General features: G+C 33.7%; 19 protein-coding genes, 1 tRNA gene and 4 pseudogenes. 13 read left to right on the top strand and 11 right to left on the bottom strand.

Annotated features, from left to right (window positions below):
- Positions 1-220: 220 nt before the first annotated feature.
- Positions 221-511, top strand: a pseudogene (locus tag AAGD53_RS05530) (transposase); the annotation flags it as partial.
- On the opposite strand, the gene AAGD53_RS05525 reads toward AAGD53_RS05530, so the two are convergent.
- On the bottom strand, positions 476-736 hold the full coding sequence (locus AAGD53_RS05525) for a hypothetical protein (protein WP_341762506.1): 261 nt from the start codon (positions 734-736) through the stop codon (positions 476-478). The pseudogene AAGD53_RS05530 and the gene AAGD53_RS05525 sit on opposite strands and share 36 nt — an antisense overlap.
- On the opposite strand from AAGD53_RS05525, the pseudogene AAGD53_RS05520 reads away from it, so the two are divergent.
- From AAGD53_RS05520 to AAGD53_RS05510, 3 genes and pseudogenes are all read left to right on the top strand, one after another.
- Positions 731-889 (top strand): annotated as a pseudogene (locus tag AAGD53_RS05520) (IS6 family transposase); the annotation flags it as partial. The gene AAGD53_RS05525 and the pseudogene AAGD53_RS05520 overlap by 6 nt on opposite strands.
- 440 nt (positions 890-1,329) lie before the next feature.
- Positions 1,330-3,333, top strand: coding sequence for an ATP-binding cassette domain-containing protein (locus AAGD53_RS05515; RefSeq protein WP_341762505.1), 2,004 nt, complete (start codon positions 1,330-1,332; stop codon positions 3,331-3,333).
- A gap of 309 nt (positions 3,334-3,642) precedes the next feature.
- Entirely contained in the window at positions 3,643-3,942 is a 300-nt protein-coding gene (locus AAGD53_RS05510; RefSeq protein WP_341762504.1) for a hypothetical protein, read from the top strand.
- Between the two features lie 156 nt (positions 3,943-4,098).
- On the opposite strand, the pseudogene AAGD53_RS05505 reads toward AAGD53_RS05510, so the two are convergent.
- Together AAGD53_RS05505 and AAGD53_RS05500 are read right to left on the bottom strand one after the other, a co-directional pair.
- Positions 4,099-5,655: pseudogene (locus tag AAGD53_RS05505) on the bottom strand (methyltransferase regulatory domain-containing protein); the annotation flags it as partial.
- A gap of 145 nt (positions 5,656-5,800) precedes the next feature.
- Entirely contained in the window at positions 5,801-6,532 is a 732-nt protein-coding gene (locus tag AAGD53_RS05500; protein ID WP_341762503.1) for an outer membrane protein, read from the bottom strand.
- Positions 6,533-6,721: 189 nt separating this feature from the next.
- On the opposite strand from AAGD53_RS05500, the gene AAGD53_RS05495 reads away from it, so the two are divergent.
- The gene (locus AAGD53_RS05495) at positions 6,722-7,426 is read left to right on the top strand and encodes an HD domain-containing protein (protein WP_341762502.1); all 705 of its coding nucleotides are present in this window, start codon (positions 6,722-6,724) and stop codon (positions 7,424-7,426) included.
- On the opposite strand, the pseudogene AAGD53_RS05490 reads toward AAGD53_RS05495, so the two are convergent.
- The 6 genes and pseudogenes from AAGD53_RS05490 to AAGD53_RS05465 all read right to left on the bottom strand — a co-directional run bounded on the left by AAGD53_RS05490 (position 7,329) and on the right by AAGD53_RS05465 (position 16,771).
- Positions 7,329-8,705 (bottom strand): annotated as a pseudogene (locus tag AAGD53_RS05490) (MFS transporter). The gene AAGD53_RS05495 and the pseudogene AAGD53_RS05490 sit on opposite strands and share 98 nt — an antisense overlap.
- Before the next feature lie 155 nt (positions 8,706-8,860).
- On the bottom strand, positions 8,861-10,150 hold the full coding sequence (gene hisS / locus AAGD53_RS05485; RefSeq protein WP_341762501.1) for a histidine--tRNA ligase: 1,290 nt from the start codon (positions 10,148-10,150) through the stop codon (positions 8,861-8,863).
- 264 nt (positions 10,151-10,414) lie between these two features.
- Positions 10,415-11,815 carry an amino acid permease gene (locus AAGD53_RS05480; RefSeq protein WP_341762500.1) on the bottom strand — a complete coding sequence of 467 codons (1,401 nt, stop codon included), beginning with the start codon at positions 11,813-11,815 and terminating at the stop codon, positions 10,415-10,417.
- Positions 11,816-12,195: 380 nt separating this feature from the next.
- On the bottom strand, positions 12,196-13,293 hold the full coding sequence (gene mnmA / locus AAGD53_RS05475; RefSeq protein ID WP_341762499.1) for a tRNA 2-thiouridine(34) synthase MnmA: 1,098 nt from the start codon (positions 13,291-13,293) through the stop codon (positions 12,196-12,198).
- A 357-nt stretch (positions 13,294-13,650) separates the two neighbouring features.
- Complete coding sequence (locus tag AAGD53_RS05470; protein ID WP_341762498.1) at positions 13,651-15,381, bottom strand: ABC transporter permease; 1,731 nt, start codon at positions 15,379-15,381, stop codon at positions 13,651-13,653.
- 115 nt (positions 15,382-15,496) lie between these two features.
- Positions 15,497-16,771: a penicillin-binding protein activator gene (locus AAGD53_RS05465; RefSeq protein WP_341762497.1), complete on the bottom strand. Its 1,275-nt coding sequence runs from the start codon at positions 16,769-16,771 to the stop codon at positions 15,497-15,499.
- 24 nt (positions 16,772-16,795) lie between these two features.
- On the opposite strand from AAGD53_RS05465, the gene rsmI reads away from it, so the two are divergent.
- Positions 16,796-17,647: a 16S rRNA (cytidine(1402)-2'-O)-methyltransferase gene (gene rsmI, locus AAGD53_RS05460; RefSeq protein WP_341762496.1), complete on the top strand. Its 852-nt coding sequence runs from the start codon at positions 16,796-16,798 to the stop codon at positions 17,645-17,647.
- A gap of 358 nt (positions 17,648-18,005) precedes the next feature.
- On the opposite strand, the gene AAGD53_RS05455 is transcribed toward rsmI, so the two are convergent.
- Entirely contained in the window at positions 18,006-18,713 is a 708-nt protein-coding gene (locus AAGD53_RS05455; protein WP_341762495.1) for a hypothetical protein, read from the bottom strand.
- Between the two features lie 61 nt (positions 18,714-18,774).
- Positions 18,775-19,473, bottom strand: coding sequence for a M15 family metallopeptidase (locus tag AAGD53_RS05450; protein WP_341762494.1), 699 nt, complete (start codon positions 19,471-19,473; stop codon positions 18,775-18,777).
- 325 nt (positions 19,474-19,798) lie between these two features.
- Between AAGD53_RS05450 and AAGD53_RS05445 the strand changes: the two genes are divergently transcribed.
- The 7 genes from AAGD53_RS05445 to AAGD53_RS05415 all read left to right on the top strand — a co-directional run bounded on the left by AAGD53_RS05445 (position 19,799) and on the right by AAGD53_RS05415 (position 25,319).
- Positions 19,799-20,434: an epoxyqueuosine reductase QueH gene (locus tag AAGD53_RS05445; RefSeq protein ID WP_341761383.1), complete on the top strand. Its 636-nt coding sequence runs from the start codon at positions 19,799-19,801 to the stop codon at positions 20,432-20,434.
- A 140-nt stretch (positions 20,435-20,574) separates the two neighbouring features.
- Positions 20,575-21,510 (top strand): TAXI family TRAP transporter solute-binding subunit, encoded by a 936-nt coding sequence (locus tag AAGD53_RS05440; RefSeq protein WP_341762493.1) that lies wholly within the window; start codon positions 20,575-20,577, stop codon positions 21,508-21,510.
- 30 nt (positions 21,511-21,540) lie between these two features.
- The gene (locus tag AAGD53_RS05435) at positions 21,541-21,969 is read left to right on the top strand and encodes a universal stress protein (RefSeq protein WP_341747208.1); all 429 of its coding nucleotides are present in this window, start codon (positions 21,541-21,543) and stop codon (positions 21,967-21,969) included.
- 65 nt (positions 21,970-22,034) lie between these two features.
- Positions 22,035-23,189, top strand: coding sequence for a succinyl-diaminopimelate desuccinylase (gene dapE / locus AAGD53_RS05430; protein ID WP_341763429.1), 1,155 nt, complete (start codon positions 22,035-22,037; stop codon positions 23,187-23,189).
- 47 nt (positions 23,190-23,236) lie between these two features.
- A tRNA-Leu gene (locus AAGD53_RS05425) sits at positions 23,237-23,321 on the top strand.
- A gap of 93 nt (positions 23,322-23,414) precedes the next feature.
- Entirely contained in the window at positions 23,415-24,749 is a 1,335-nt protein-coding gene (gene tig, locus AAGD53_RS05420; RefSeq protein ID WP_341762492.1) for a trigger factor, read from the top strand.
- Between the two features lie 171 nt (positions 24,750-24,920).
- The gene (locus AAGD53_RS05415) at positions 24,921-25,319 is read left to right on the top strand and encodes a DUF2660 domain-containing protein (protein ID WP_341761387.1); all 399 of its coding nucleotides are present in this window, start codon (positions 24,921-24,923) and stop codon (positions 25,317-25,319) included.
- The last annotated feature ends 78 nt before the right edge of the window (positions 25,320-25,397 follow it).

Genomic DNA, 25,397 nt, shown 5'->3' with positions numbered 1-25,397 from the left:
TATATGGTGGTAGGATGGGTAAACTGTATCTCGAATTGAAGCTTTGAATTTTAAAGACTTCGTACCTCAGCAAAGACCCATCCTGTTTGGATAAAGACTACGAACGGATGTCATAAGGTTTAAACCTTGCTGTAGCATATCCTATTATTAATATAAATCATGAGGCTCTATATGGCAACAACTTATATTAGTGTGGACGTTAGTAAAAAAACTTTAAGTAGATTTAAAGGGTCTCATTAAGGAAAAGTATAACATAGATTTAGAAATTGTTAAACGACCAGCGTGCAGATTTTGGATACCAAAAAGTACACCATCAGAACTATTGTCAACAAGAGAAGTTGGGTTTAAAGTACAGCCAAGGCGATGGGTTGTTGAGAGAAGCTTTGCTTGGATAAATAGAAATAGAAGGCTCTCCAAGGAATATGATTTTCTTACTGATTCTAGTGAAAATATAATTTTTTTGGCTATGAGTCGATTACTTCTTCGTAGGATATTTACTTCTATTACTTAGTTTGCGGACAAGCTCTAATTTAACTGATAATGAATGGTTTGGAGGTCTGATAACTGCCTTCATTCCTTTCTTTCTCAAATGCCAATTAAGAGCTAAAACAGGCAATAATGAAGTATTGATAGTAGAAAGAAGTTGATTAAAGCCAACCCATAATGTTAGATACTGTACTACTTTATCAGGACGACCATTATATTTAAATACTTTACGAAAGAATGCTTTGACCACCGCTTTATCAAGAAACTTGGTTTTAAAAGTTTTCGTTCTGCTGCGGTTACTATCACTGGTATAGAAAATATTCGTATGATTCAAAAAAGACAAATTACTGGAGCTAATAATAATTTTTCTACTTTTGAAAATTTTGTTATACTCATGGCATAATAATGTCCAAAATCCGAGGTTTTACGATTTTTGCTAGACCATGATTTATAAATGTGACAGAACCTGATAAAATGCCACCTTCTAAACAAAATGATAGGAGTTCACGTATGCACAATTTTGTATGTTCCTCGAGTAAATGTCATTTACCTGTCACACCGCAGCACGGTCGGATTATTGTGCATGGTGCACATGCACATAATTTAAAAGGTGTTTGCTTTGAGATACCAAAAACACGCTTAGTTGCGTTCACCGGTCTGTCAGGTTCAGGTAAGTCTTCCATTGCTGTTGATGTTTTAGCAAGCGAATGCGTCAGACAACTTTTGGGTGGATATGGCTTGGTTACTGATCACATTCCAAAGCCAAGAGTGTATACCATCTTGGGCTTATCTCCGGCAATAACCATTTCTCAGCGAAAAACGGATTTTAATTCCCGTTCGCTGGTGGGGACAAAAACAGGCATTTTAACACTCCTAAGAAATCTATTTGCTACTATTGGCAATCAGCAGTGTAGCAGCTGCAATGCTGAAGTTAAGCAACCATTACAAGGTAAGCATAAACTGATAACTGTTGAAACTGAAGAAAGAAATACCGATTCTTCATCGACTAAAAAAAGCAAAAAAAGTTATTTTGGTTGTCCTCATTGTAATGAGCAATTAGAAATACTGCAAATGTCACATTTTTCCCCTAATGCAGTTTCTGGAATCTGTGAGTCATGTAAAGGAATAGGTGAAACTCTCGACGTTGATATATCCGGTTTACTTGATGGAGAAAAAACTATCATTAATGGAGGGGTTAGGTATTGGGAGTCAGGTGTTGCAACTCATTATACGAAGGTAATTGAAGCTGCTAGCAAATATTATGATTTTCCTTTTGACCAAGATCTACCCATAAAGTCTTATTCTGAGGAATTGCATAATTTTTTACTGTACGGAATCACATACCCAGATTTTGTTAAGAACCATAAGGGACTCAAAGCACCTAAAAAAGTTGGTGAGGGTAAATTTGAAGGCATCGTTCCTCATTTAATGACTCAGTATAAGAAAAATCCTAGTAAGGCACCAGATAGTGTCACAAAATTTATGGTAAGAAGTGCGTGTCCATCCTGTAACAATGCCCGCTTAGGAAAACTCGGGAGGGAGGTAACCGTGGGCGGCAAAACTATTACAGAAGTCAATGGTCTCAGCCTAAGCGAACTACTTAAGTGGTTAGAGACGCTGGAAAGGATCCTTCCGAAGGATGAATTGCAAGCATATACCGCCTTTTCAAACGGATTGCAAGAGCGTGCATCAAACTTAATCGAAGTTGGTTTGCACTATCTTACTTTAGATAGGACACTTCCCTCATTGTCTGCAGGAGAGGCACAGAGACTTAAATTAGCTGATGCTCTTGGTAGTAGCTTGCTGACTGGCGTTTTATATATTCTAGATGAACCAACAACTGGCTTACATCCCCATGATACAGCTAAGCTATTAAAAACACTGCGAAGGATACAAGAAAATGACAATACTGTAGTGATCATTGAGCACGATCCCGATGTTATTAAGAGTGCAGATTATATAATAGATGTAGGTCCTGGAAGAGGAACTCAAGGTGGAGAAATTGTGGTTTCTGGCACACCTACTGAAGTTATGGCTTGCGAAAAATCTATTACTGGTAAGCACTTAGCTAGGAAGGCAGCTATAAAACTCGATCCTCCAGCTCGGGGTGATGGGAAAGCAATTACTATTCGTGGTGCGAGTGAAAACAACCTTAAGAATATTGATGTTTCTATACCAACACAACAATTGGTTGTGTTAACGGGTGTATCCGGTTCTGGAAAATCAACCTTTTTATTTGACATCTTAGATAAGGTAACGAGGAATCATTTTAATAAAGCGAAAGAAGTACCTGGGCAACATACTTCTGTCGAGGGATTAGAAAATGTTAAGCGAGTGGTGACAGTCAATCAATCTACTATAGGTTCAAAATCATTTCGCTCCAATGTAGCAACTTACACAAATCTTTTTGATTCAATAAGGGATTTGTTTGCTTCTTTGCCAGAATCAAAGAAACACGATTTTGGTGCCAACGCATTTTCATTCAATGCATCAGATGAGCGTTGTGAGAACTGTAATGGAGCTGGTGTAGTACAGGTTAATATGTCTTTCATGCCTAGAGTGGAGATGGATTGTCCCTCTTGTGCTGGTATGCGGTTTAATGATGATCTGCTTGCAGTGAAGTTTGCGGAATATAATATCTCTGAAATCCTAGACCTGACAGTAAGTGATGCGATCCCTGTCTTTGGTAAGCAGAAGAAAATTCTCGAAGTCCTGAAGTTAATGCAGCGGGTTGGTTTGGAACACTTAAAGTTAGGTCAATCCACTTCAACGTTATCTAGTGGTGAAGCACAAAGAATTAAACTTGCCTCTGAATTATCGAAAGATAGTAACTCATCTTCGAGATAAATATGAGCAGAAATTATGCTATAGAACGTGAGTATTATGCGACGAGTGGAGTGTAGAATTAAATTCTCGTTACTGACTACATTTTTTCACCTGTGGAATTTTATAATAAAGAAATACTGATAAAAGTGTACTTTAATGACAAGAGTTTTTATTTGAAACAAAACAATGGTAATACACATAAGAAGCATTATGTTGACTAATTTTTAGTATGTCAAGTAGAAAAGTGATGTTTACATGACTACAAACTTCATACCAAAACCACTGCGAACCTGATTCTTTAGACGTTTCAAGCACTTTTTCGTCTCGAAGATGAGTAGTAAGCAAAAGACTTTGTTTTTATTGGATGAACCTACAACAGGGTTACATTGTGAGGAGGTAGGACTACTGCTTAATATCTTAAGGGAGCTAGTATCTAAAGGTCATACTGTAGTAGTCATTGAGCATAATCTTGATGTCATGTGTAGAGCTGATACTATAATTGATTTTGGTCCAGGAGGTGGAACTGCAGGTGGTACAGTTGTTGCTAGAGGTACGGTACAAGAAGTGTGTGAGAGTAAATCATCAATAACAGGACAGTGCTTGAAAACTCATTTGGATTCCAACTTATAATTGCTTCGTGACCTTACGGTCTTCTCGCTAATAGACGTGTAGAGAAGGTGTATTTACTAATATTAAAGCCCATTCAGGATAAGAATTAACTAATTCTTATCCCAAATTGGGGTACGACGCAATTCTTGATTTTCTGTTCTAGAGTATATCTTATCTTTAAATCAGCAGAGCATTAGTCACGAATCTAGTTAGTGTAGGTTGCAAGAATGTTTCTAATTCTTTACTGACTTCATCAATATTCTCTATTTTTTTACCGTCACGGCTTAATGTCATCTCACCAGAATTAACATGCTGCATGACAGATTCAATTATTTGCTTATTATCATGCTTACCGTCCATATATTGCAGAGCAAATTTTTCAAAAAGGTTAATAGCTACCACCTCATGTCTTTGGTTTGTCACCCACATATTGGGTGTATGAGCTACCTGATATGCAATAAGCTTTGATGTTTTAGGTGTATTAAGATCTACTTCTTTTCGAGTTACCTGTAACGTTATATTAATATATCCTTGCAATACTAATTTCATGGCATTAGCTAAGAACTCAGCCTTTATTTCATTCAATTTTGTTCCATGTAATTTTTTATTGCTACTCACGGCAATTTTATCAAAACTCATTGGGTTATTGATATTCTCAGAGAAAGTATAGAGTATTGCTTTCATATAAGGAGAAGATGTTGATAAACTACTATCCTTATTACCATTATAAAAAAACTTCTCTGTTTCAAGTGAATTAAGATCTATATCAACAAGAGGCTTTTCTGGTACTATATTAAATGTCATATTAAATTTATTAATATCCTCATTATTGATAGATCTATTTAATTTAACACTATTATGGCAAAGTAAGGTTGATCTAAATCGACGATTGGTAATGAAATCCATATATTGTTCGGTTCTAACAATATCATTTATTGCTTGTAATTTCTCCACCACTTTTGCCGGCATATTTCCTAAATACATGCTAGCTATACTACAATCAGACAGATATTGTGGATTATTTTTTTTAGCCTCATCCATAAATTCATGAAAATAATATTGTACATTATCTTCTTCTAGATGGTCATGACGCAAATAATGATCATTTTGTTTGGCAAGCAAACTGGCTTCAGATTTTAACACTTGAGCATAAGGAGAGTCGGAAGTTTCTAAGCTATCCTTAACAAATTCAAGTAACAATCTAGATTGAGCAATTTTATCTTGAATGTTATTAAATGTATTTGAGTGATAAAGCATCATATCTCTTATGGTACGAACCATATTCCAACCAGGTAGTGTATTATAACTAATATACGCGATTCCATTCTCTGATAAATTTTTACTACTTACTTCAAAAATCTTATCCTGAACAAATTTTGGTACCCAAGAGATTACTCCATGAGTAATTATGTAATCAAATTTACCAAATGATTCATCAATATCTGTAATAGAACAATGTCGGAATTCTATATTTTTAAGAGCTAATCCTTCTTTATGTTTATTAGCCTCATCTATTTGCACTTTAGATAGATCAACTCCAACAAAATGTGCTTTAGGATAATTAACAGCATGAGGTATTAAATTCCCGCCTGCAGCACATCCTAGCTCTAGAACTCGTGCAGTTTCAATTGCTGTTGGTTTCATCCCAAATAAAACAGCAAGCGTCCGTAGGTGATATGGATTGGTTAAGGCGTACGGATAACTTTCGTAAGGCACTTCATCGTATGTATTATGAGGTGCTGAGGTAAGTTCTAAATTAGTGGTCATATATTCTCCATAACGTAAAACAAAACACGGATAACACCGTATTTTGTTGTCAATTCTTTAAATTTTTACTAGTATACACTAAAAAATTCAATACACTAATAGTCTTCTTGCATTAAATTGGTAACTTATAAGTAAATCCTATACCAAATTCTCCAACCCCTATGGTTTTTTTAATAGGAGTGGCTGGTATAAATTGCTGGGTTTTCATATCCAAAGTAGCATAGTTAATCTTTATTGAATGAGCAGCTTGTAATTTTACTGCTGCATCAATGCTAAAATTGCTAGATAACTCCTTAGAAAATCCAAGACCTACTTGCCAAGCAAAACAATTACTACGAGTTGTTTTAATTCTAAAATACTCTACATTCATTAAATCCCAATGAGAAGAAGCAGAGCTAACTTTTACCCGTGCCACCCCAGCACCTAATATAACAAAAGGAGTTATTTCCTGCACTTTATCGAGATCATATACTAAATTAATCATATATATATTGGAAATTACCTTAGTGATCCCTGGAGTTTGTGGTATAATTAGAGAGGGAGCTAGTTCTTTTTGTGGTAAAACATAATGTAGTCGGTATTTTGGTTGGTGTGTTACCGAAAGCTCAATTGCCATTTGCGGATAGAAGCTATAACCAATCTTACCGCTATACATCTTAGACCTTTTTAAGGTAAAACCAGTGCCGGAATTATGGCGAAATTTTTTCACCACCGGCTCTACTATTCCAGTTTCCGTCCCAATATAAAAAAATCTCTGATCAGCATTAATCTCTTCTGCCTGAGCATTGGCAAAAAATAATGAATATATATATATTATAGATAATATTTTCGGTAATTTATTCATTATAATTTTATACTTATTGAAAGCGTGGATTATATAATTATCTATAGGCAGGTCAATATAAAAATTTTTATTAGTAATTTTGGGAATTGGTATAAATATTTATCTTTTTCAAAAAAATACAATAAATTCCTAGTAATATTCTAATTTTTAGTTTAACTTGTATAGTGATTTAAAATATTATGGTTTTTTATGGAAGATAGTAATTATTGGGACAACTCAAAGTATGCACCTTGTCAATATGCTACTAGGTTACTGAACAAATTACGTAAGATGAATGAGGAAGTAAATCGGTCAATAGATATTGACGAAGTTAAAAAGGCTATTTATTATGCCAAGAAATATCATGGCAGCCAAATGAGGCAGTCAGGCGAGCCTTATTACTCTCACCCAATAGAGGTGGCGTATATGATCTCTGATTATCTTTTTCGCACTGACATTATTGTTACCAGCATACTACATGATACTATCGAAGATACTGAACTTACCGAAGAGAAGATTGCCTATATTTTTGGGGAGCAGGTTGCTAATCAAGTAGAAGATTTAAGCAGGAACAAACCTCACGGCAAGATTAGCTCGGCGGGGATGATGGAATCGTTATATAGACAAAAAAAATATGATGTGGTATTGATTAAAATTTTTGACAGAATGCATAACTTACAGATTCTAGGAGTTGAATCGCCGGAGAAAGTGAAGAAAATCATTAAGGAAACTATGGAAGAATTTATAATAGTTGCTATGCATTTAAAAATACCAACGATAACACAAGATTTGGTAGCATTATGTTATCAAAATTTATCTATACCACAGTTCGTCCAACATAATCTATATCAGATTTTTGTGGATAATTCCCAGCTTCTTTCTCCAATTTTTCAAAATGATATAGACCCACTATAAACCCTATAGTTGTTGGAAGTAATATTATTAATAATCCCCAATTACCTAAATATTCTACCAAATAAACAGCCCCAAAAGAAGTAATAACATACATTAAGGCACGTGATAAAGCAAATATGAGACTAATTAAGGTAAAGCGTTTAAAGATAGGAAAATGCTTATAAGTAATTGCTGAGACAGGGGCAATAACAAAGAACATAGTAAATGATTGGATTAAAAATAAGTCAAAAGGAGTTCTAATATTATCCAATAAATATGGGAGAAACAATATGAAAATAAGAAACATAGATGTTATTACTTTAAGGATTTTTAAGGGATAAATAATATAGCTTAAATATGCCAGCAAGCATATGCTTAATAATTGTATTATAGAGACGGTAAAATTTTGATGAATAATTTGCTCAGCACTATAACCAAAAGAATTTTTAAGGATATTACCACAATAAATATAAGTAAAGTAAAAGCAAAATGGCCGTGTACAATTCATCATAAACAAAGTCAATAATGTTTTTGGGTTAGCTTTTTCGTTATAAATTGGATTACTTTCCACATGTTTTTTATCTATGCTTACCTTATCTGAAGCCTTATCTAAAATTCTTTTTAAATAACGTTTAGCATCAACAAATTCTGGGGTCTCTCTAAGAGTTGTCCTAGCTACAGACCCAGCTAAGGCAATGCCAGCCCCAATCCAAAAGGCAATACGCCAATTAAAACCATTTTCAGTAACCAAACAGCCAATAGCTAAAGCCGCCATCCTACCTAAACTACAAGAAAGTGTAACTAATGAAACAGCTGGATATTGCACAGGAGGTTTTGTTATTTCAGTAATATAGAGTTCTGCTCCTATTGTTTCTCCTAGGGAAGACATGCCCTGAACGATACGACATATAGTAACTATTCAAGCAGTAGTGACATCAATTTGAGCATAAGTTGGTAAATTAGCCATAACAATGCAAGAAATAGCCATCATAGAAGTTGTGATGATAACAGTGGATTTACGTCCTATATTATCACCTATCCATCCAAATAACAAAGCTCCAATTGGTCGAGCAACAAATGTAGAACAAAAAGCGATGGCAGAAAGAAGAGAAGTAGTATGAGTATCAGCTTTCGGAAAAAAAAGCTCATTAAGAAGTACAGCCATATGAACATAAAGCATCAGGTCAAAATACTCTAAGAACGTGCCAATTGAGAGTAATCCAATAGCTTCTTTTTGTTGTTTAGTTAGACTGGTCTGAGTATATATAACCCTACCATCTGCTCGTACAAATTTGCTCATATATAATTATAATTTGTTTACATTAACTAATAATTCACCTTACATATAGCATTTAAAAATTGCAAGACGTCTATTAGCGAGACCACGTGAGTGTCGTGGCAATCCACATTCTTAGATTGCTTCGTCGCTGCGACGCATCTCCTCGCTAATAGACGCTAGGCTGTTTTTCCTATGACTTTTAAATTGCCATGGGGGTTATGCGTAAGGTGAGTTAATAATTCCATAATTTGTTCAAATTGCAATAGATATTCTTGTTGTTTATCAAGATCTTTTAATTTTAAATTATTACTCATTTGTTCATTATCGCCAACAAAAATAGCATATTTAGCCTTTTGTAGATTAGCTCGTATTATTCTTTTAGCTATTTTGCCGTTATTATCTAAGGTAACAGAAATATTTTTTTGACGCAATTGATTTGTTAAAATTAAGCAATATTCTAAATTATTGTCGCTAATGGGAAAGACAAATACTGGTCTAGGTTTAGATATGTGGTACTCTCTCATTAGGCTAAGGCGTTCAATTCCAGCAGCAAAGCCAATGGCTTTTACTTCAGGACCTCCCATAAGTTTGCTTAAGCCATCATAACGACCACCAGCAAGAACTGTCGACTGACTACCAAGGTTGCTAGTAGTAAACTCAAAAGCTGTATGACAATAATAGTCAAGTCCCCTTACTAGTCTTGGATTAATGATATATTTTATATTGAGTAAATCTAAGTATTTTAGTAAATCGTCAAAATATTTTGTAGCATCACTGCTATAATATTGAGATATTAGTGGACTATTTGCAACTATTTTTTTATCATTCTCATCTTTCGAATCTAATATACGCATTGGATTCTTGATAAGCCGCTTTTGGCTATCTTCTGATAATTCTGACTTATAATCATTGAAATATTCTACCAACTGTTGTTGGTAAACAGCACGAGTTGCAGTACAACCCAGTGAGTTTATTTCTAAAGTTGTATCTTTATCTATCTCTAAAGTCCGAAGAATATCTAATGCAAGCTTGATAGTTTCAGCATCGGTGCTAGGTCCTTCTCCCCCAATATACTCAAAATTTATTTGATGGAACTGCCTTTGTCTTCCAGCTTGTGGTCGGTCGTAACGAAACACTGGACCGCTTGAAAAAAATTTAATAGGTAATGTTTGTTGCAAGTTATTAGAGATAAAAGCCCTGATAATGCCAGCCGTAAACTCCGGTCTAAGAGAGATATGATTACCACTTTTATCAAGAAAACTATATATTTCCTTACTTATTACATCAGAAGTCTCTCCAAGTGTACGATCAAAGACTTTAGTATATTCAATTATAGGTGTACTTATGGCTTGATAACCATAAAGCCCACCTATATGTTTGGCTGTGTTTATTATGTAATCGTGAATTAGGTAATCCTCAGGTAGTAGGTCTTTCATACCACGTAAAGATTGTAATTTATCACTCATACAAATTAGACCTCTCGTTTTAACGCGAATTCGGGATAAGAATTTGTCAATTCTTATCCCAAATTCGGTGAAATTATTGAAACAATCAGATTTGAGACGGCTCTGCATCTGATTGTTAAATTAATATTTTGCTAAAAACATGATTTTAATTTTTTAAAATCATGTTTTTAGCTTTAGAAAGATTTAAAATGCATTCGCAAAACCGTTTTAAGAATGCATTTTTCCTTATATTGAAGCCAATTCTAGATAAGAATTAACTAATTCTTATCTAGAATTGGGGTGTTTTATGAAAAATGACCTAAAAATATATAGGACAAACATTGCCACAAACCAGTATATTAGTACTTTCCCCGCAGTCATTAAATTAAACTCACCATCAACTATTTGTATAACTAGTAAGTATAGACAAGCTACTAAAACAAATGGGATAATGATAAAAGCAGCAGGACATTTAAACGGTCTTGTTGCATCCGGCATTTTTATTCTAAACAACATAACTATTATAGCAACTGCCGTGTAATCTATTAAAGCTCCCATAGATGATAGCTGTATAAGGATTTCCGTTGGACAAAATCCCCCTAATATAGCAGCAAGGGCAGAAAATAGTAAGATAGTAATATAAGGACTATCATATTTAGTATGTAGTTTGGCAAAACTTTTAGGTAGTAACCCATCTCGGGCAATTACATAAAAGATACGAGACGTACCATAAATATTCATCATTAGTACTGTAGTCATACCAGCAACAGCACCAGTAGCAACAATTGCCGAACCAACATTACTGTTATTTAGGCTTAGTGCATAAGCAAGTGGTTGATCATTATTAAGTTGATCAAAAGAGGCTATGCTAGTAGCCAATCCAGCTATTATAACATATACTATTGTTGAAATTACCAGTGACCCAATAATGCCAATCATTAAATCACGGTTGGGGTTTTTACATTCTTCAGCTGTAGCAGCTATCGTACCAAAACCTGTCATAGCAAAAAATAGAATAGATGCTCCAACTAGCATATTACTAAAGCCGAAAGGTAAAAAATTCTGCCAATTTGTAGCATTAAAATGTGGTGCAGCATATATGATAAAAGCAAAGATAGCTGCCATTTTTACAAATACCAATAGAGCATTTAGCTTTTTACTATCTTTTGTTCCTAAATATAAAATAAAAGAGATAAATACTACGATAAGAAAAGCTGGTAAATTTATTATACCACCATTGGCAGGTACAGCAGTTAAAGCCTTAGGTAAATATATTCCGCCTGCTGACAATATTGCCTGAGCATATCCGGACCAACCGGCCGCAACAGTACCAGCAGCAAAACCAAGTTCTAGTATAATAACACTACCAATTAACCAAGCAAATACTTCTCCAAAAGCTACGTAAGCATAAGTATACACACTACCAGAAGTAGGTAACATTGTAGCAAGTTCTGTATAAGCAAGAGCAACGAAAATACAGGTTACACCTGCAATAGCATATGATAACGTAACAGCCGGCCCAGAATATTTGGCAGCAACTATACCAGTAGTGACAAATACACCTGTGCCTATTATAGCACCAAGCCCTAGTAGTACTAAGTCAAATGCTCCTAAAGTTTTATTAAGACCACTAGTCTTACCTAGTTCTTTTATTGATTCAAAACTTTTTTTTGTTAAAAAGCTCATTAATTCCTCCGATTTTAATAATAGAAAACCCTAGAAGGGTGTATTAATCTAATACTATACTACTATCGTATCACTAGACTATCAGTAGTAAAAACGATGTCACCCCACAACTGTCGAAAGTTCAACAAACGTCTATTAGCGAGGAGACCGTAGGTCGACGAAGCAATCCATATGACAAGCTTCATAGATTGCCGCACTCACGTAGGTTCGCTCGCTAATAGACGGTTTAGGGCTAACAACGCTCATCGCAATGACGTTTATTGAATTTTCGACAGTTGTGGACATCACCCCTAATGGCGATGATTACTTGAGCCTACTATTAATTTATTACATCAATAGTTGAGGTTATTTTATAAAAATAGACTTTTTTGAAATTGGATCTATACAATCTCTCTAGTAATCCACCCCCCACCAAGAACTCGATCATTATCATATATGACACAAGCTTGACCAGGAGTTACAGATTTTTCTGCATACATTAACTTTACTCTAATTTCTGTATTACTTATTTTACTAATCTTGGCAAAGGTAGCAGGTCGAGTCGAACGAATCTTAACTTTTACATCAATTTCTTCTTGTTCGGTCATTTTTTTACCAAGCCAATTAACATCCTTAATAGTAAATTCGGTTGAGTCTAAAGCCGAATCTGGACCAACATATACAATCTTTGTAGTAGGATCAATTCTTACTACATAAAGTGGTGTCTGAAAGGCTATGCCAAGACCACGACGTTGACCTACAGTATAATTTATTATACCATTATGTGTCCCAAGTTCAAAGCCATCTACATGAATTATTTTACCTTGCTCATTAGCATTTTTTCGTATACCACTAATTACCTTCCTATAGTCGCCATCCGGTACAAAACAAATATCTTGACTATCAGGTTTATCGGCAACGCTTAGATTAAATTTGCTAGCAAAATCTCTTGTTTGCTCTTTGCTCAATCCTCCCAAAGGAAAAGATAGATAATTTAATTGTTCCAAAGTAGTTGCAAACAAAAAATAACTTTGGTCTTTTCCAGCATCAATACCAGTATGTAATTCTGCCCCACCTATACCTTCGATTTTTCGAACGTAATGACCAGTAGCAAGACAGTCAGCCCCTAAATCTTTTGCTACTTTTAGCAGATCTTTAAATTTAACTGACTGATTGCATTTTACGCATGGTAGCGGTGTTTCGCCTTTAATATAACTATCAGCAAAGTCATCAATTACTGATTCTTTAAATCTAGACTCATAGTCTAAGATATAATGCGGAATGTTCAACTTATCTGCTACCATTCTTGCATCGTAAATGTCCTGCCCAGCACAACAGGCATTTTTTTTCTTGGTAGCTATACCGTGATCATATAATTGTAAAGTTATACCAATGACTTTATGACCTTGTTCATGGAGCATAGCAGCCACTACTGAGCTATCAACCCCACCAGACATTGCAACTACTATCGTAGATGGATTGTTTATTCTATTATTCATTGTATTGCTAGCCTAGCTAACCTGAATTCGATGTAACTTGTTACATCGAATTCAGGGATACATATAGAAACAATCAGGTTTGAAGCGGTTCTGCACCTGATTGTTAAATATTAATTTGCTAATAATCTTAGTTTTTATACAATATAAAAATAAGATTATTAGCGGTAATAGATTAAAATGCATTCGTAAAAGCCGCTTCAAGAATGCATTTTTTCTTATAACAAGCCAATTCTATAAAGAATTAATAATCCTTATATCGAATTGAGGCTAGCTAAACGAAACATTACATTATAATCACTTTACAGCTAAATGCAATAGACTTTTTTAAGAATTTTCGGATATTCTAGATTCATAGAATTATAGCTGAAATCTTTTAATAGAATACTCATTTAACGGTTGCCAAAATAAACGATTAAACAATACCACAAATAGAGCCATAACTCCCATACCTAAGACTATTTTATTAAAGTCAGCCTTTATTGTCATTTCAGCTATATAACTTCCAATGCCGCTTGCTGCTATTTTCCGATCGCCAAAATTAATAATTTCTGCCACAATACTAGCATTCCATGCCCCACCTGATGCAGTTATTGCTCCTGTTATAAAATACGGGGTAATTGCTGGTAACATGACTTTGAACCACCAATTCCAACCACTGACTTTAAAAATTCTTGTGGCATCTTTAAGATCATTGGGAATAGTAGATGCTCCTACTATAACATTAAATAATATATACCATTGAGCTCCCATAATCATCAGAGGACTAAGCCAAATATTAGGGTTTAAATCGTAACGAGTAATAATTATAAAGACAATTGGAAATAATAAGTTTGCTGGAAAAGCTGCAAAAAATTGTGCTAGTGGTTGTACAATAGTTGTTACTTTAGGATTTAGTCCAACATATATACCAATCGGTACCCATATAATTGCCGCAAGAATTATAAGTACTACCACACGTAACATAGTAATTGATGCTAAAACAAATACGTTCAATAGCTCAGACCAACCAATATCGTAATGCAAGAAATGATATATGTAATAGATCGAAAAACATGCTATGCCGCCCAGTACAGTATACCATAAATAATCGCTCCACGAAGTATTATTGGAAAAATTATTTGACGAACTTGAATTTATTTCGCTATAACGATTAAGTATGGGGAGATAAAGTATAAATTTTGCAATATAAGCAATAGGGGAGAATAATTTGTGAATAATCAAACTTCTTTGAAATAAATTGAATGCCCAAGAATGTGGCACGTTATTACCTGCATTCATTTCATAACGAAATCTATCAGACCATGCCACTAGAGGTCTAAGTAGCAATTGATCATATGATATAATCACCAGTGACATTGACATAATTGCTGAGCTAATTGCATAAAGATCTTTCTGTGTAATTGCTAAAGCAATATATGATCCTATTCCAGGCAAGGTTATATGGGTATTGCCAACTGTGATAACCTCTGAAGCTACTACGAAAAACCACCCACTAGATATTGATACTACAATATTCCAAACTAATCCTGGTACTGCATATGGAACGCTGACCTGCCAAAATTGCCTCCATTTTGACATTCTAAAAATATATGCTGCATCATGCAATTCTTGTGGGATATTCTTAAGCGAATAATAAAAACTAAATGTCATGTTCCAAACTTGCGATGTAAAAATGGCAAATATCGCTGCACATTCAGCTCCCATAATACTTGACGGGAAAAGAGCTAAAAAAACTGTAACTGTAAAAGAAATATATCCAAGAATAGGAAGAGATTGAAGAATATCTAGTAACGGAATTAATATTTGTTCACATTTCTTGCTTTTAACAGCTAGGCTGGCATAAATAAAAGTAAAAATTAATGAGACAATTACTGCAATTAGCATCCTCAAAAGCGTTCTGAGAGAATACTGAAAAAGATTACTATATTCTAGAGTTACTGGTTGCTGCTCTAATACAGTTATTGGTGCTGCCATCTGCTTTAAACCCCAAGCAATAAAGATAAGGATGCTAGCGATTATCAAAAATGTTAACAAATTGAAGATAAAATTGGACTGAGTTTTTTTTGAATATTTTATAGACTGTATCATTAAATTTAACCTTAACTTAAGCATCTTCTACGTCATTCCTGCCCCTTCGGATGAGCTGGGATGATAGCAATTCTATTACCATGGCTTAAACATTTTTGAGTTAACTATATCTAAGTCAGAATTTGTTATCGCTTTTTGCTATGGTACTATACAGACCATCTTCTTTCTTAATTATATCATACTCTCTTTGAGCTATTGAATCGATGAAGTAGACATTACCTGATATACCAGTATATGGGGTTTTGCCATTAATAGCTGCTAAAAATCGTTCTTCGGTAAAGTTGGTATCTATATATTTTGATGTTATCCTTCCTAGATCATAAGCTACAGCATGCATGAAAGACAAATGATTAATACCTATATTTTTAGCCCTTTCTATTATATTACTATTGACAATATTCAATGAACCGGTGAAGATAATACTTATAGGTTCAGAACGATCGATATCAATTCTGTTATCACCTATTATAACTGCTTTCTTATCTAAATTATGCTTATGAATACTATCAAAAAGCAAATCTAAATTTTTACTATCATCTGACAGATAAATTACAGGTTTAGTTGCCGTATCCTCCATTTCATTTAAATTATCAACACTATTTGAGACAGTTAAAACCGCCTTTTCTATTGATTCCGGTATATTAGCATAAAATTCACTCCGCACTAAGGTAGAATTTTTTTGAATTAGTATATTTTGGATAAGTTGGTTTATAGTTTGTGCATGACTACCTGAAGGTAAAAGTGCAATGAAATTTTTATAATCATGATCGGCAAAGTAATTAATTATTTTTATGAGTTGCTTTGACGGAGCATGGCCGAATACAAAAAGTTTTTTGTCTGCCAATACAGGATTATTAGACATGGTAATGATAATAACATCATGTGCTTTAGCTTTATTGGCAATTAGAGAAGTAAGATTTGAATATAATGGTCCGAGAATAATTTTTGTTTTACGTAGCAGTATTTTATCCATTGCAGCAAGTACCTGCTTTTCATTAGAACCATCATAAGAAGTAACATGAACATAAGTTTTTAAGCCATCTTCTAGACCCATTTTAATTAATTGGTTGTATTGCTTACCTAATGTAGAATGTTCTCCTGTTAGGGGCATTAAAATAGCCACTTCTAGAGTTTCCCGAGCAACTTCTTTTGCCCTAGAAACAACAACCTCCTTATTAGATTGGCAAGAAAATAAAGAGACAAGACATATAAATGATAAGGTGACCTTTAAAAATTTTTGTGCATAAGTCAATCTAGTTGGTGATTTTGTCGTCGAAACTCGCCTTCGTTCCGAACAATCGTCTATGTACGCACCTCGACTCGGCTTCGTTTCTTCTAAAAATCTCGAAAGCTTCTTTGACTTGTGCAGGAAGTCTTTTATACTGCTCATAATGCTTACTTATAGGATTAAATTATGATCTTCAAACCAGGGCTATACATTGTCTCAACACCTATTGGTAACCTAGATGATATAACACTCCGGGCTTTAGAAACGTTAAAAAATTCCACAATTATACTGTGTGAGGATACTAGAATATCAAGAAAATTACTAGCAAAACATAATATAAAGACTAAGTTACAAATATATAATGATCATAGTGATTATCAAGAAAGAGAATTTATCCGCACATTAATTGATAATGGAGCAATAGTTAGTCTAATATCTGATGCTGGAACACCGTTAATTGCTGATCCTGGTTATAAACTAGTAAGATATTTAAGGAAACTGAATTATCACATAGATGTAGTGCCAGGCGTTTCGGCATTAACTACCTCTATAACCATTTCTGGATTACCATCAGATCGTTTTCTATTTGCTGGATTCTTACCAAAAACTATTGAAGGTAAAAAGAAGATTTTTACAGAATTATCTAATATAAAAGCAACTTTGATTTTTTTTGAAACTGCTAGCAGAATAGAACAATCGCTACATACAGCTTTTACTGTTTTTGGTAATAGGGAGGTATGTGTAGCACGAGAACTTACTAAATTTTATCAAGAAGTAAAGTCTGGGTTAATAGAAGATGTAATAAATTTCTATAACTCGAACATTATCAAGGGGGAAATAGTACTGCTAATTTCCGGTACTTCTCAACCTCATAAAGCTCTTCTTGCAGATGACTTAAAAAAATTTATAGATTTATACTTATCTAAAGGATGGAGTGCAAAAAGTGTCACAGATATAGCTAATGAAAATTTTGGAAGAAGCTACAGCAAAAAAGAAATATATTCTATAGTTAATAAAATTAAGAACGGGAGTGATTAATAGACTTCTCCTAATTTGAGAGTTGCAAACCATTAGTACCGTACATTTTTCTATAATCGTCATAGCAAGGCTCTTTAGATGCCGTGGCGATCCAGGAAAACAGCGAAGCTGTTTTTTTAGAGTAACGCTTCGCGTATCCTAGATTGCCGCGTCGCCGCTTGCAGCGGCTTCTCGCAATGACGTTTAGGTTTGATTTACTTATACATGCTCAATCATTACGCTCTTAAGTTGACACCTATGCGCTTTTTCACGACTCCTCGCAATGACGTTTATTGAACTTTCGACAGCTGTGGGTGACATCCGAAGGGGCAGGGATGACACCTAGGCTATTAACCCGATGTCTTACATCAAGCTGAGGTTAATTGCAGTCCTCGTTAAAGGGTGGATTTTCACCCGTTAAAGCACAGCTAGCAACATTAGACATTTCATGTGAACTGCCAGCTGCTACATCATTAGGGGGATTGTCGTTTGTACAAGAATCATTAATTGTTAGGCTCTCTATCAGTGCTTCTAGATACTCTTTAAGTTCAGGGTTAGGTAAATCTTCATTTAGCAGGGGATTTTCATTTAAAACTTCATCTTTAGACTTTTGTGATAGTGTAGCTATAGTTTCTAAGAGTTCTTTATTATCATTACTCCAACCACCAAGAGTACTATCCTGACAACTAGCAGCACTAGATGTCTCTAGTTGTTTTATAGATATAACTTCTGTTAATGAATTTGAGACTTCATCCGATTTTTTTGAATCATCCTTGGACACCTCGCAACTAACAGCACTAGACGTTGCTTCCTGTTGTTGAGAAGAGTTTTCTTGTGGTTTATTAAAAAAACCTAAGAGTACACTGCCAAATGAATCGTCGGCTATTTGCTTCTTTAATACTTTTGATGAAGTTATATCCGGTTGCATTCTCTTTAGAAAACCTCCGATTTGCTTTGGGTTGAATACAGCTCCCAATAATATTATGTCTGGAATTTGCTTAAAAACTTCATCTTCAGAAATCCCTAATCTCTGAGCTGTCTCTCGTAACTTTTTTCTATTATCTTCATTAAGATTATCTTTACTCATTTTAATTTCTCCTTAAATAATTATTACTTTTTTTTAAGTTATTATACTTAATGCAAGAAGTTTATTCAACATCAAAATCAAAATATTTATCTTTATAAGGTTCGTCTTGTAAAGTATAATGCCACCACTCAACCGAATATTCCTTAAAATTATGTTTTTTCATTTTCTCACGTAGATAATTACGATTTTGTAAGTAAAGTTCATCAATTAGTTTACTATCATGGGAGGATACTAGATCCATAAGATCTACAGAGCTATACATGTCAACCGTATTATCATCAAAATAAGGGATTAGACGACCATCTTTTAGAGTTCTTCTTATCATTTTAGGGCTTGGATTTAATTGTTTTCCAAGTTCGATAATAGTTAAATCTACAGTACTTCCACGACTATGAGGTGATCGTTTAGCAACATAACCTAATTGAAAAATTTCAGCCTTATTAATATATGGATAATGAGAGTCTTGCATTTTTTGATCAGCAACATCTTCTCCCCAGCTAACGAAATGTTGTACAGCTTTATTAGGTCTATAAGCATCATAAATTACCAAAGAGTAGTTATCATTTTTTATATCTTGCTGAAGATTTTTTAAGGCAGTAGCCGCTTCTTTAGTTAGTACAGCTCTATTAGCTTTATAGCCATCAATCTGCTTTCCTACAAAATTTCTAGTATCATAATACATCATCTGTTGAATTATAGTAGGATCTATTTGATCCAAATACACAAAACCTTCCGGTAAATTGACTGTTTCATTCAACATAATATATCTCTCAATTAAACCAATATTCAATATTTAGTAACAAAATTATTGTTAATAAAAAATAATAATTTATTATACTTTTTTCTACAATACAATATCTTAATGCTAACCCGACTAACATTTATCCATTTGTTTCAACGGAAAGGATGTCATTCCCACTTCGGTCAGGAATCTATAATATTTCAGGGTTTTCTGAACACTATTTTAGATCACCGCCTACGCGGGGATGACAACATTGCCCTAGATCAACTATGGATAAATACTAATCGAGTTAGCTATATTGTATGTTATTTTAAAATTTTATAAAGAAAATTAACAGATAATTATGAATGAAATTCTAGAAGTACCAAATGGTGAAAGTAAAGTACTACTACACTCCTGCTGTGCTCCATGTTCAGGAGAGCTGATGGAAAAAATGTTAATGTCCGGTATTAATTTAACTATTTTTTTCTATAACCCTAATATTCATCCTAAAAAAGAGTATGAAATTCGTAAAAATGAAAATATCCGTTTTGCTGAAAAAATGGGTATCAGTTTCATTGACGCAGATTATGACGTGCAGAATTGGTTTGCGAGAAGCAAAGGTATGGAATATGAACCAGAAAGAGGTAAACGTTGTTCTATGTGTTTTGATATGCGTTTTGAACGAACAGCTCTTTATGCCTATGAGAATGATTTTAAAGTTATTACCAGCTCTCTTGGTCTTTCCCGTTGGAAAGATATGGATCAAATTAATGAATCAGGGATCAAGGCTGCTTCTCATTATGATGGAATAACTTACTGGACTTATAATTGGCGTAAAAATGGAGGTAGCAGTAGAATGTACGAAATAGCTAAACGTGAAAATTTTTATAAGCAAGAATATTGTGGCTGCATCTACTCACTTAGGGACACCAATAATTGGCGTAAGTTAAATAACCGTAGTGAAATTGAAATTGGAGAAGAATATTATAAGGAATAAGGATTTTTTTTACACATGAATTGTAATAATTATCTTGATTATCAATAATAGTAAAGGTACTTTGGATAGGGAAAATGATTTATTAAATTTTAAGTCTTAAGGTATTAGTGGTCAATTATTTTTAGTGTATAGTGTTATTTATGAATAATTTCAGAGTTTTATTGGTAGTTTTTTGCCTATTTTTTACTAGTAATTGCGTTTTTGCTTCACAGAAAACAGTGAGAATTGGGTCTGGTTCTATTTTGAAGGGTTATTACTCTATCGGATTGGATTTGTGTAAAACCTTTACTTTAGCTGATAAAAGTGTGAATTGTGAAGTAGTACCTACCAGTGGAGGGGTTGAAAATTTAGCTTTGTTAAAAGAAGGTAAGATAGATTTAGCTTTAGTGCAATCTAATGTAGCACTTGAGGCTTTTGAAGGTACTGGATATTACTCTAATACAGAAAAAATGCAAGAAATGCGTCAGGTACTTAATCTATATGATGAGTTTTTTACTGTTGTTGTAAAAAATCGGGATGAGATAAAGACTTTTGCAGATATTGAGGGTAAGAGAATATCAAATGGCTTGCCATTCTCTAGTAATACTATTACCTACAATGCTATAAGGAAGTTATATAATTTTACTAAAGAACCAATAGATGTTGATGAAATTAATTATGAAGAGTCAATAAAAGAATTTTGTAGCGGTAAAATTGATGTGATAATGATGACGGTAGGTCATCCTAATGCCTTGGTGGGATTTATTGCTAATAGCTGTAAAGTTGATTTTGTACCTATTGAAGATAATAAAATTGCACAATTAATCGCCACTAATAAAGCTTTTCATAAGGCATTACTGGATAAAACATTATATCCTGGGATCACTCTCGATCAGAATACAGTAGCAGTAACAGCAATTTTAGTTACTAATAGCAATATGGATGCTAAACTATTGGATAAATTTATCGGAATGTTTCACAAAAACGTAAAACATTTTAAACATTCTAATTATATGTTATATAATATAGATATTAAGCATTTTGCTGATACCAATAATTTTGTTTTGCCAAAACATTCAGTAGTAAGAAATAGATAATAATATAAATGCACCGGAGTAGTGTTAATTGTGTTTAAAAATATAATAATACCAATAGATTTGTCGGATAAACAATCAGTTAAGGTGATATTACCAAAGGCTTTAAGTTTTGCTACTATTTTTAGTGCCAAATTACATTTTCTTTATATCATCTCGGATTTCGGTATGAAAATGGTTGAGGATTATTTGCCTAAAAGTTGGGCAAAAGATCAAAAAGAAAAATATCGGGTACAAGTAACAGAATTAATTAGACAATATGTGCCGGAGGAGATCGAAGTTGAATTGCATATTGGTCGAGGGGCAGTATATGATGAAATAATACAATATGCCAATGAAGTGAAAGCTGACTTAATCATTATTTCAGCAGTAAGACCACAACTCAGAGATTATATGTTAGGTCCCAATGCGTCCAAGATTGTGCGGCACTCGGGTGTGTCTGTTTTGGTTGTCAGAGAATAAAACATTGGCTAGATATGAGAGAGGAATTTTTAGGAAGAACTATAAGTTGATGACTATAGGAGGTTATCTTGATAAAATTTCTTGAAGACTTAATTAGTTTTCAATCAATAACTCCTGAGAGTAGTGGTTGTATTGAATATATTAATGACTTATTAGAAAAAAATGGTTTTAAGACTGAAATCAAAATATTTGGAGAGGATAATTATAAAGTAACCAATCTTTATGCTGTTTATGGTAATGCAAGACCTAATATTTGTTTTGCTGGACATGTTGATGTCGTGCCAACAGGTGATAAGGCATTATGGCTTAACGACCCTTTTATAGCAACTACCGTAAGTGATAAGATTTATGGTAGGGGAGTTGTTGACATGAAGGGAGCGATAGCATGTTTCCTAGCTGCTAGCTTAGATTTTATTAAGTTAAATCCAACTCCGCATGGTTCAATTAGTTTTCTAATTACTAGCGATGAGGAAGGAAACGCCAAATATGGCACTGTGGAAATGTTAAAATATTTGCATAAGGGTGGTAATAATTTGATTGATCTTGCTATTGTAGGTGAACCAACAAATGAGCGTCAAATAGGCGATACCATAAAAATTGGTCGGCGAGGAAGTATTAACTTTAACCTAGTTCTATATGGTACAATGGGGCATGTAGCATATCCATTACAAGCCAGTAATCCGATTACTCCTTTAGTTCAGATACTCAATGAGTTGGTTAATTATCGACTGGATGAAGGAAGTGAATTTTTTCAACAGTCGAATCTAGAAGTTACGTCTATTGATGTAGGTAATGATGTTACTAATGTAATTCCTTCAAAAATTACAACAAAGTTTAATATTCGTTTTAATGATCTTCATTCATCATCGAGCATAACAGATTTGATAGATCAGATAATTAATAAATATTGTGCGAAATATAACTTTAAATATGAATTAAGTAGTGTAACTTCAGCTAATTGTTTTATCCAAGAACCAGTAGGGTTAATTGCCGATTTTGTTCGGGTAGTATCTAATACAACAGGAGTATATACAAAATTATCTACTAGTGGTGGTACTTCTGATGCGAGGTTTATCCAAAATTATTGTCCTGTTGTGGAATTTGGTTTACAATCTAATACAGCTCATAAAATTAATGAATACACAGAAATTAACGATTTACAAAGTCTGTATCATGTGTATTATAATTCTCTGATAAAACTCCTAGCTGAACCTATTTAATTAAGTTGTTAAAACAATCTATGTTAAGTAGTCAGGGGTACAGCTATGCGGGTGTGACGAAATTGGGAGACGTACTAGATTTAGGTTCTAGCGCCGCAAGGCTTGGGGGTTCAAGTCCCTCCATCCGCACCACAAAATAATAATACAAAAACTGGAGAGCTTGATTTAATTTAGTAGCTCTTCAAGTTTTCGTAAGGTTTTAATATTGCTAATGAGTTTTTTAGTATGCAAGTCACAGAACTTAAAAATGAAGGTCTAGATTTTGAAGTTAAAGTAGTCCTTCCTTCTTCTAAAATTGCCAATGAAGTACAAAAAGAATTAGCTAGTTTAGCAAAAAAAGTTAAGCTTGATGGATTTCGTGTTGGTAAAGTGCCAATCAGCATTGTTAATAAAAAATATAAGCAATCTGTTAGGTCTGATGTGGTAAACCATGAAATTAATCATGCAGTACAGCATGTTATTAAAGATCATAAACTAAAAACAGTAGGTGATCCACAGTTAGAAAATTTACGTAATGAAGAGAATGAGGATATAGAATTTACTCTAAAATTTGAGCTATTACCTGATATTGAATTGCCAGATTTTAAAAAAATAAAAATTATTTATCCAAAGTTAGTAATTAAAGAAGATGATGTTAATAAGCGGATAGATAAGCTTGCATCTATATCAAAAATTTATAATAAAGAAAGTAAAGGGAAAGTAAAAAAAGGGCAGGAAGTTACTATTGATGCGATTGGTTATGTCAATAATGAGGCTTTTGAAGGTGGTAAGGTTACAGATTATAAACTAGTAATTGGTAGTGGAACTTTTATTGAGGGCTTTGAAGATCAGCTTATTGGAAGTAAGACTGGGGACGAGGTAGAAGTCAACGTTAAATTTCCTGAAGATTACCATATGGAGCAAGTCGCAGGTCAACCGGCTAAGTTTATTGTACAAGTAAAGGCTGCACATTCTGCTGATGAGCTAGTTGTTGATGATGAGTTTGCTAAGAAATTTAATTGTGAAACACTAGAAGAGTTACGTGATAATATTTCTAAAAGCATAGAAAATGAATATAGTGAGCCTATACGCACTTTAATGAAAATGAGCTTATTTGATCAATTAGAAAAGCTATTAATGTTTAATGTTCCTAAATCTTTAATAGACCAAGAGATAAGTATTCTGAAATCTCAAACTGAGGAGAGCAATAGTGACTCAGATTCGATATTTAAAGATAAATCAGAAGCAGAAATTAGTGAGTATTATAATAAGCTAGTCTTACGTCGTGTTAGAATAGGTCTAATGTTATCCGAATATATGAAAATTAAGAATTTGCATATCGAACAGAAAGATCTTGTAAGTGCTATTATGGCTCAAGCAAGGAAGTTTCCAGGTCAAGAAACAGCAATATTTGATTTTTATAAAAAAAATCCTAATGCTCTTGAACGCTTAAAAGGTCCGTTATTAGAAGAAAAAACAGTACAACATATTTTTGACAATGAAGTGATTTTAGAGGAAAAAAATTATACGAAAGAAAAGCTTGAAGAATTTTTAGCACAAGAAGAAGATCGTGTGGTATAGAGTCAAGTAGCAGGGCATTATCATACCATTTCTGAAAACTAATCATCACGGTCGTACTTCATGATCTCCGCTCCTCACGTACTAGTTGTATGCGAAGGTACTCGACACTCGTACTCCGAGTAGCAATTTAGTTTTGGGAAATGGTATCAGTAAGATATATTTGAGGGTTTTATGCAAAATACTAATTTGATAATCGCTGTAATAGGTCTATTTCTAGTGTTTGTTACATTCTTTATTTATAAAAAGAGCAAGAAAACACCGGTTAGAACGCTTGTTGATGATCCTAATAATGCAGAACCATTTAATAAAGAAAATAATAAAAAGAACCTCTCACTCAATGATAGAGTTGAGCTATCTTGGAAGTTTTTATATGAAATTACAGAATTAATTATTAGTAAATTCTCTAAAAAGGATGTAGAGTTAGTAAATAAACTTGGTCATATCCTGCTAGATAATGGAATGAGATATGAGCATGTAGTAGATCTTGGTATCAAACAACAGGTTATATCAAGGGTTGCAAGCATTGAACAACAAGCATATTCCCAATCTCAGAAAACTTTGAGTAAATAAGTATACTCAAGTGATCTGAAGAATTGGTTTTGATAGTTGAGAGGTATTAGCCATAGTACCCTATATTTTTTATATAAC

The sequence above is a fragment of the Candidatus Tisiphia endosymbiont of Melanophora roralis genome (genome assembly GCF_964026575.1).
GTDB lineage: Bacteria > Pseudomonadota > Alphaproteobacteria > Rickettsiales > Rickettsiaceae > Tisiphia.
Note: the sequence above shows the minus strand (reverse complement) of the source record. Positions and strands in the feature narration are given on the sequence as shown.

Excerpts from the sequence above, each read along its gene's own strand:
- AAGD53_RS05510 (WP_341762504.1), top strand. The coding sequence starts at position 3,643 with ATGAGTAGTAAGCAAAAGACTTTGTTTTTATTGGATGAACCTACAACA.
- AAGD53_RS05500 (WP_341762503.1), bottom strand. The coding sequence starts at position 6,532 with ATGAATAAATTACCGAAAATATTATCTATAATATATATATATTCATTA.
- AAGD53_RS05495 (WP_341762502.1), top strand. The coding sequence starts at position 6,722 with ATGGAAGATAGTAATTATTGGGACAACTCAAAGTATGCACCTTGTCAA.
- hisS (WP_341762501.1), bottom strand. The coding sequence starts at position 10,150 with ATGAGTGATAAATTACAATCTTTACGTGGTATGAAAGACCTACTACCT.
- AAGD53_RS05480 (WP_341762500.1), bottom strand. The coding sequence starts at position 11,815 with ATGAGCTTTTTAACAAAAAAAAGTTTTGAATCAATAAAAGAACTAGGT.
- mnmA (WP_341762499.1), bottom strand. The coding sequence starts at position 13,293 with ATGAATAATAGAATAAACAATCCATCTACGATAGTAGTTGCAATGTCT.
- AAGD53_RS05470 (WP_341762498.1), bottom strand. The coding sequence starts at position 15,381 with ATGATACAGTCTATAAAATATTCAAAAAAAACTCAGTCCAATTTTATC.
- AAGD53_RS05465 (WP_341762497.1), bottom strand. The coding sequence starts at position 16,771 with ATGAGCAGTATAAAAGACTTCCTGCACAAGTCAAAGAAGCTTTCGAGA.
- rsmI (WP_341762496.1), top strand. The coding sequence starts at position 16,796 with ATGATCTTCAAACCAGGGCTATACATTGTCTCAACACCTATTGGTAAC.
- AAGD53_RS05455 (WP_341762495.1), bottom strand. The coding sequence starts at position 18,713 with ATGAGTAAAGATAATCTTAATGAAGATAATAGAAAAAAGTTACGAGAG.
- AAGD53_RS05450 (WP_341762494.1), bottom strand. The coding sequence starts at position 19,473 with ATGTTGAATGAAACAGTCAATTTACCGGAAGGTTTTGTGTATTTGGAT.
- AAGD53_RS05445 (WP_341761383.1), top strand. The coding sequence starts at position 19,799 with ATGAATGAAATTCTAGAAGTACCAAATGGTGAAAGTAAAGTACTACTA.
- AAGD53_RS05440 (WP_341762493.1), top strand. The coding sequence starts at position 20,575 with ATGAATAATTTCAGAGTTTTATTGGTAGTTTTTTGCCTATTTTTTACT.
- tig (WP_341762492.1), top strand. The coding sequence starts at position 23,415 with ATGCAAGTCACAGAACTTAAAAATGAAGGTCTAGATTTTGAAGTTAAA.
- AAGD53_RS05415 (WP_341761387.1), top strand. The coding sequence starts at position 24,921 with ATGCAAAATACTAATTTGATAATCGCTGTAATAGGTCTATTTCTAGTG.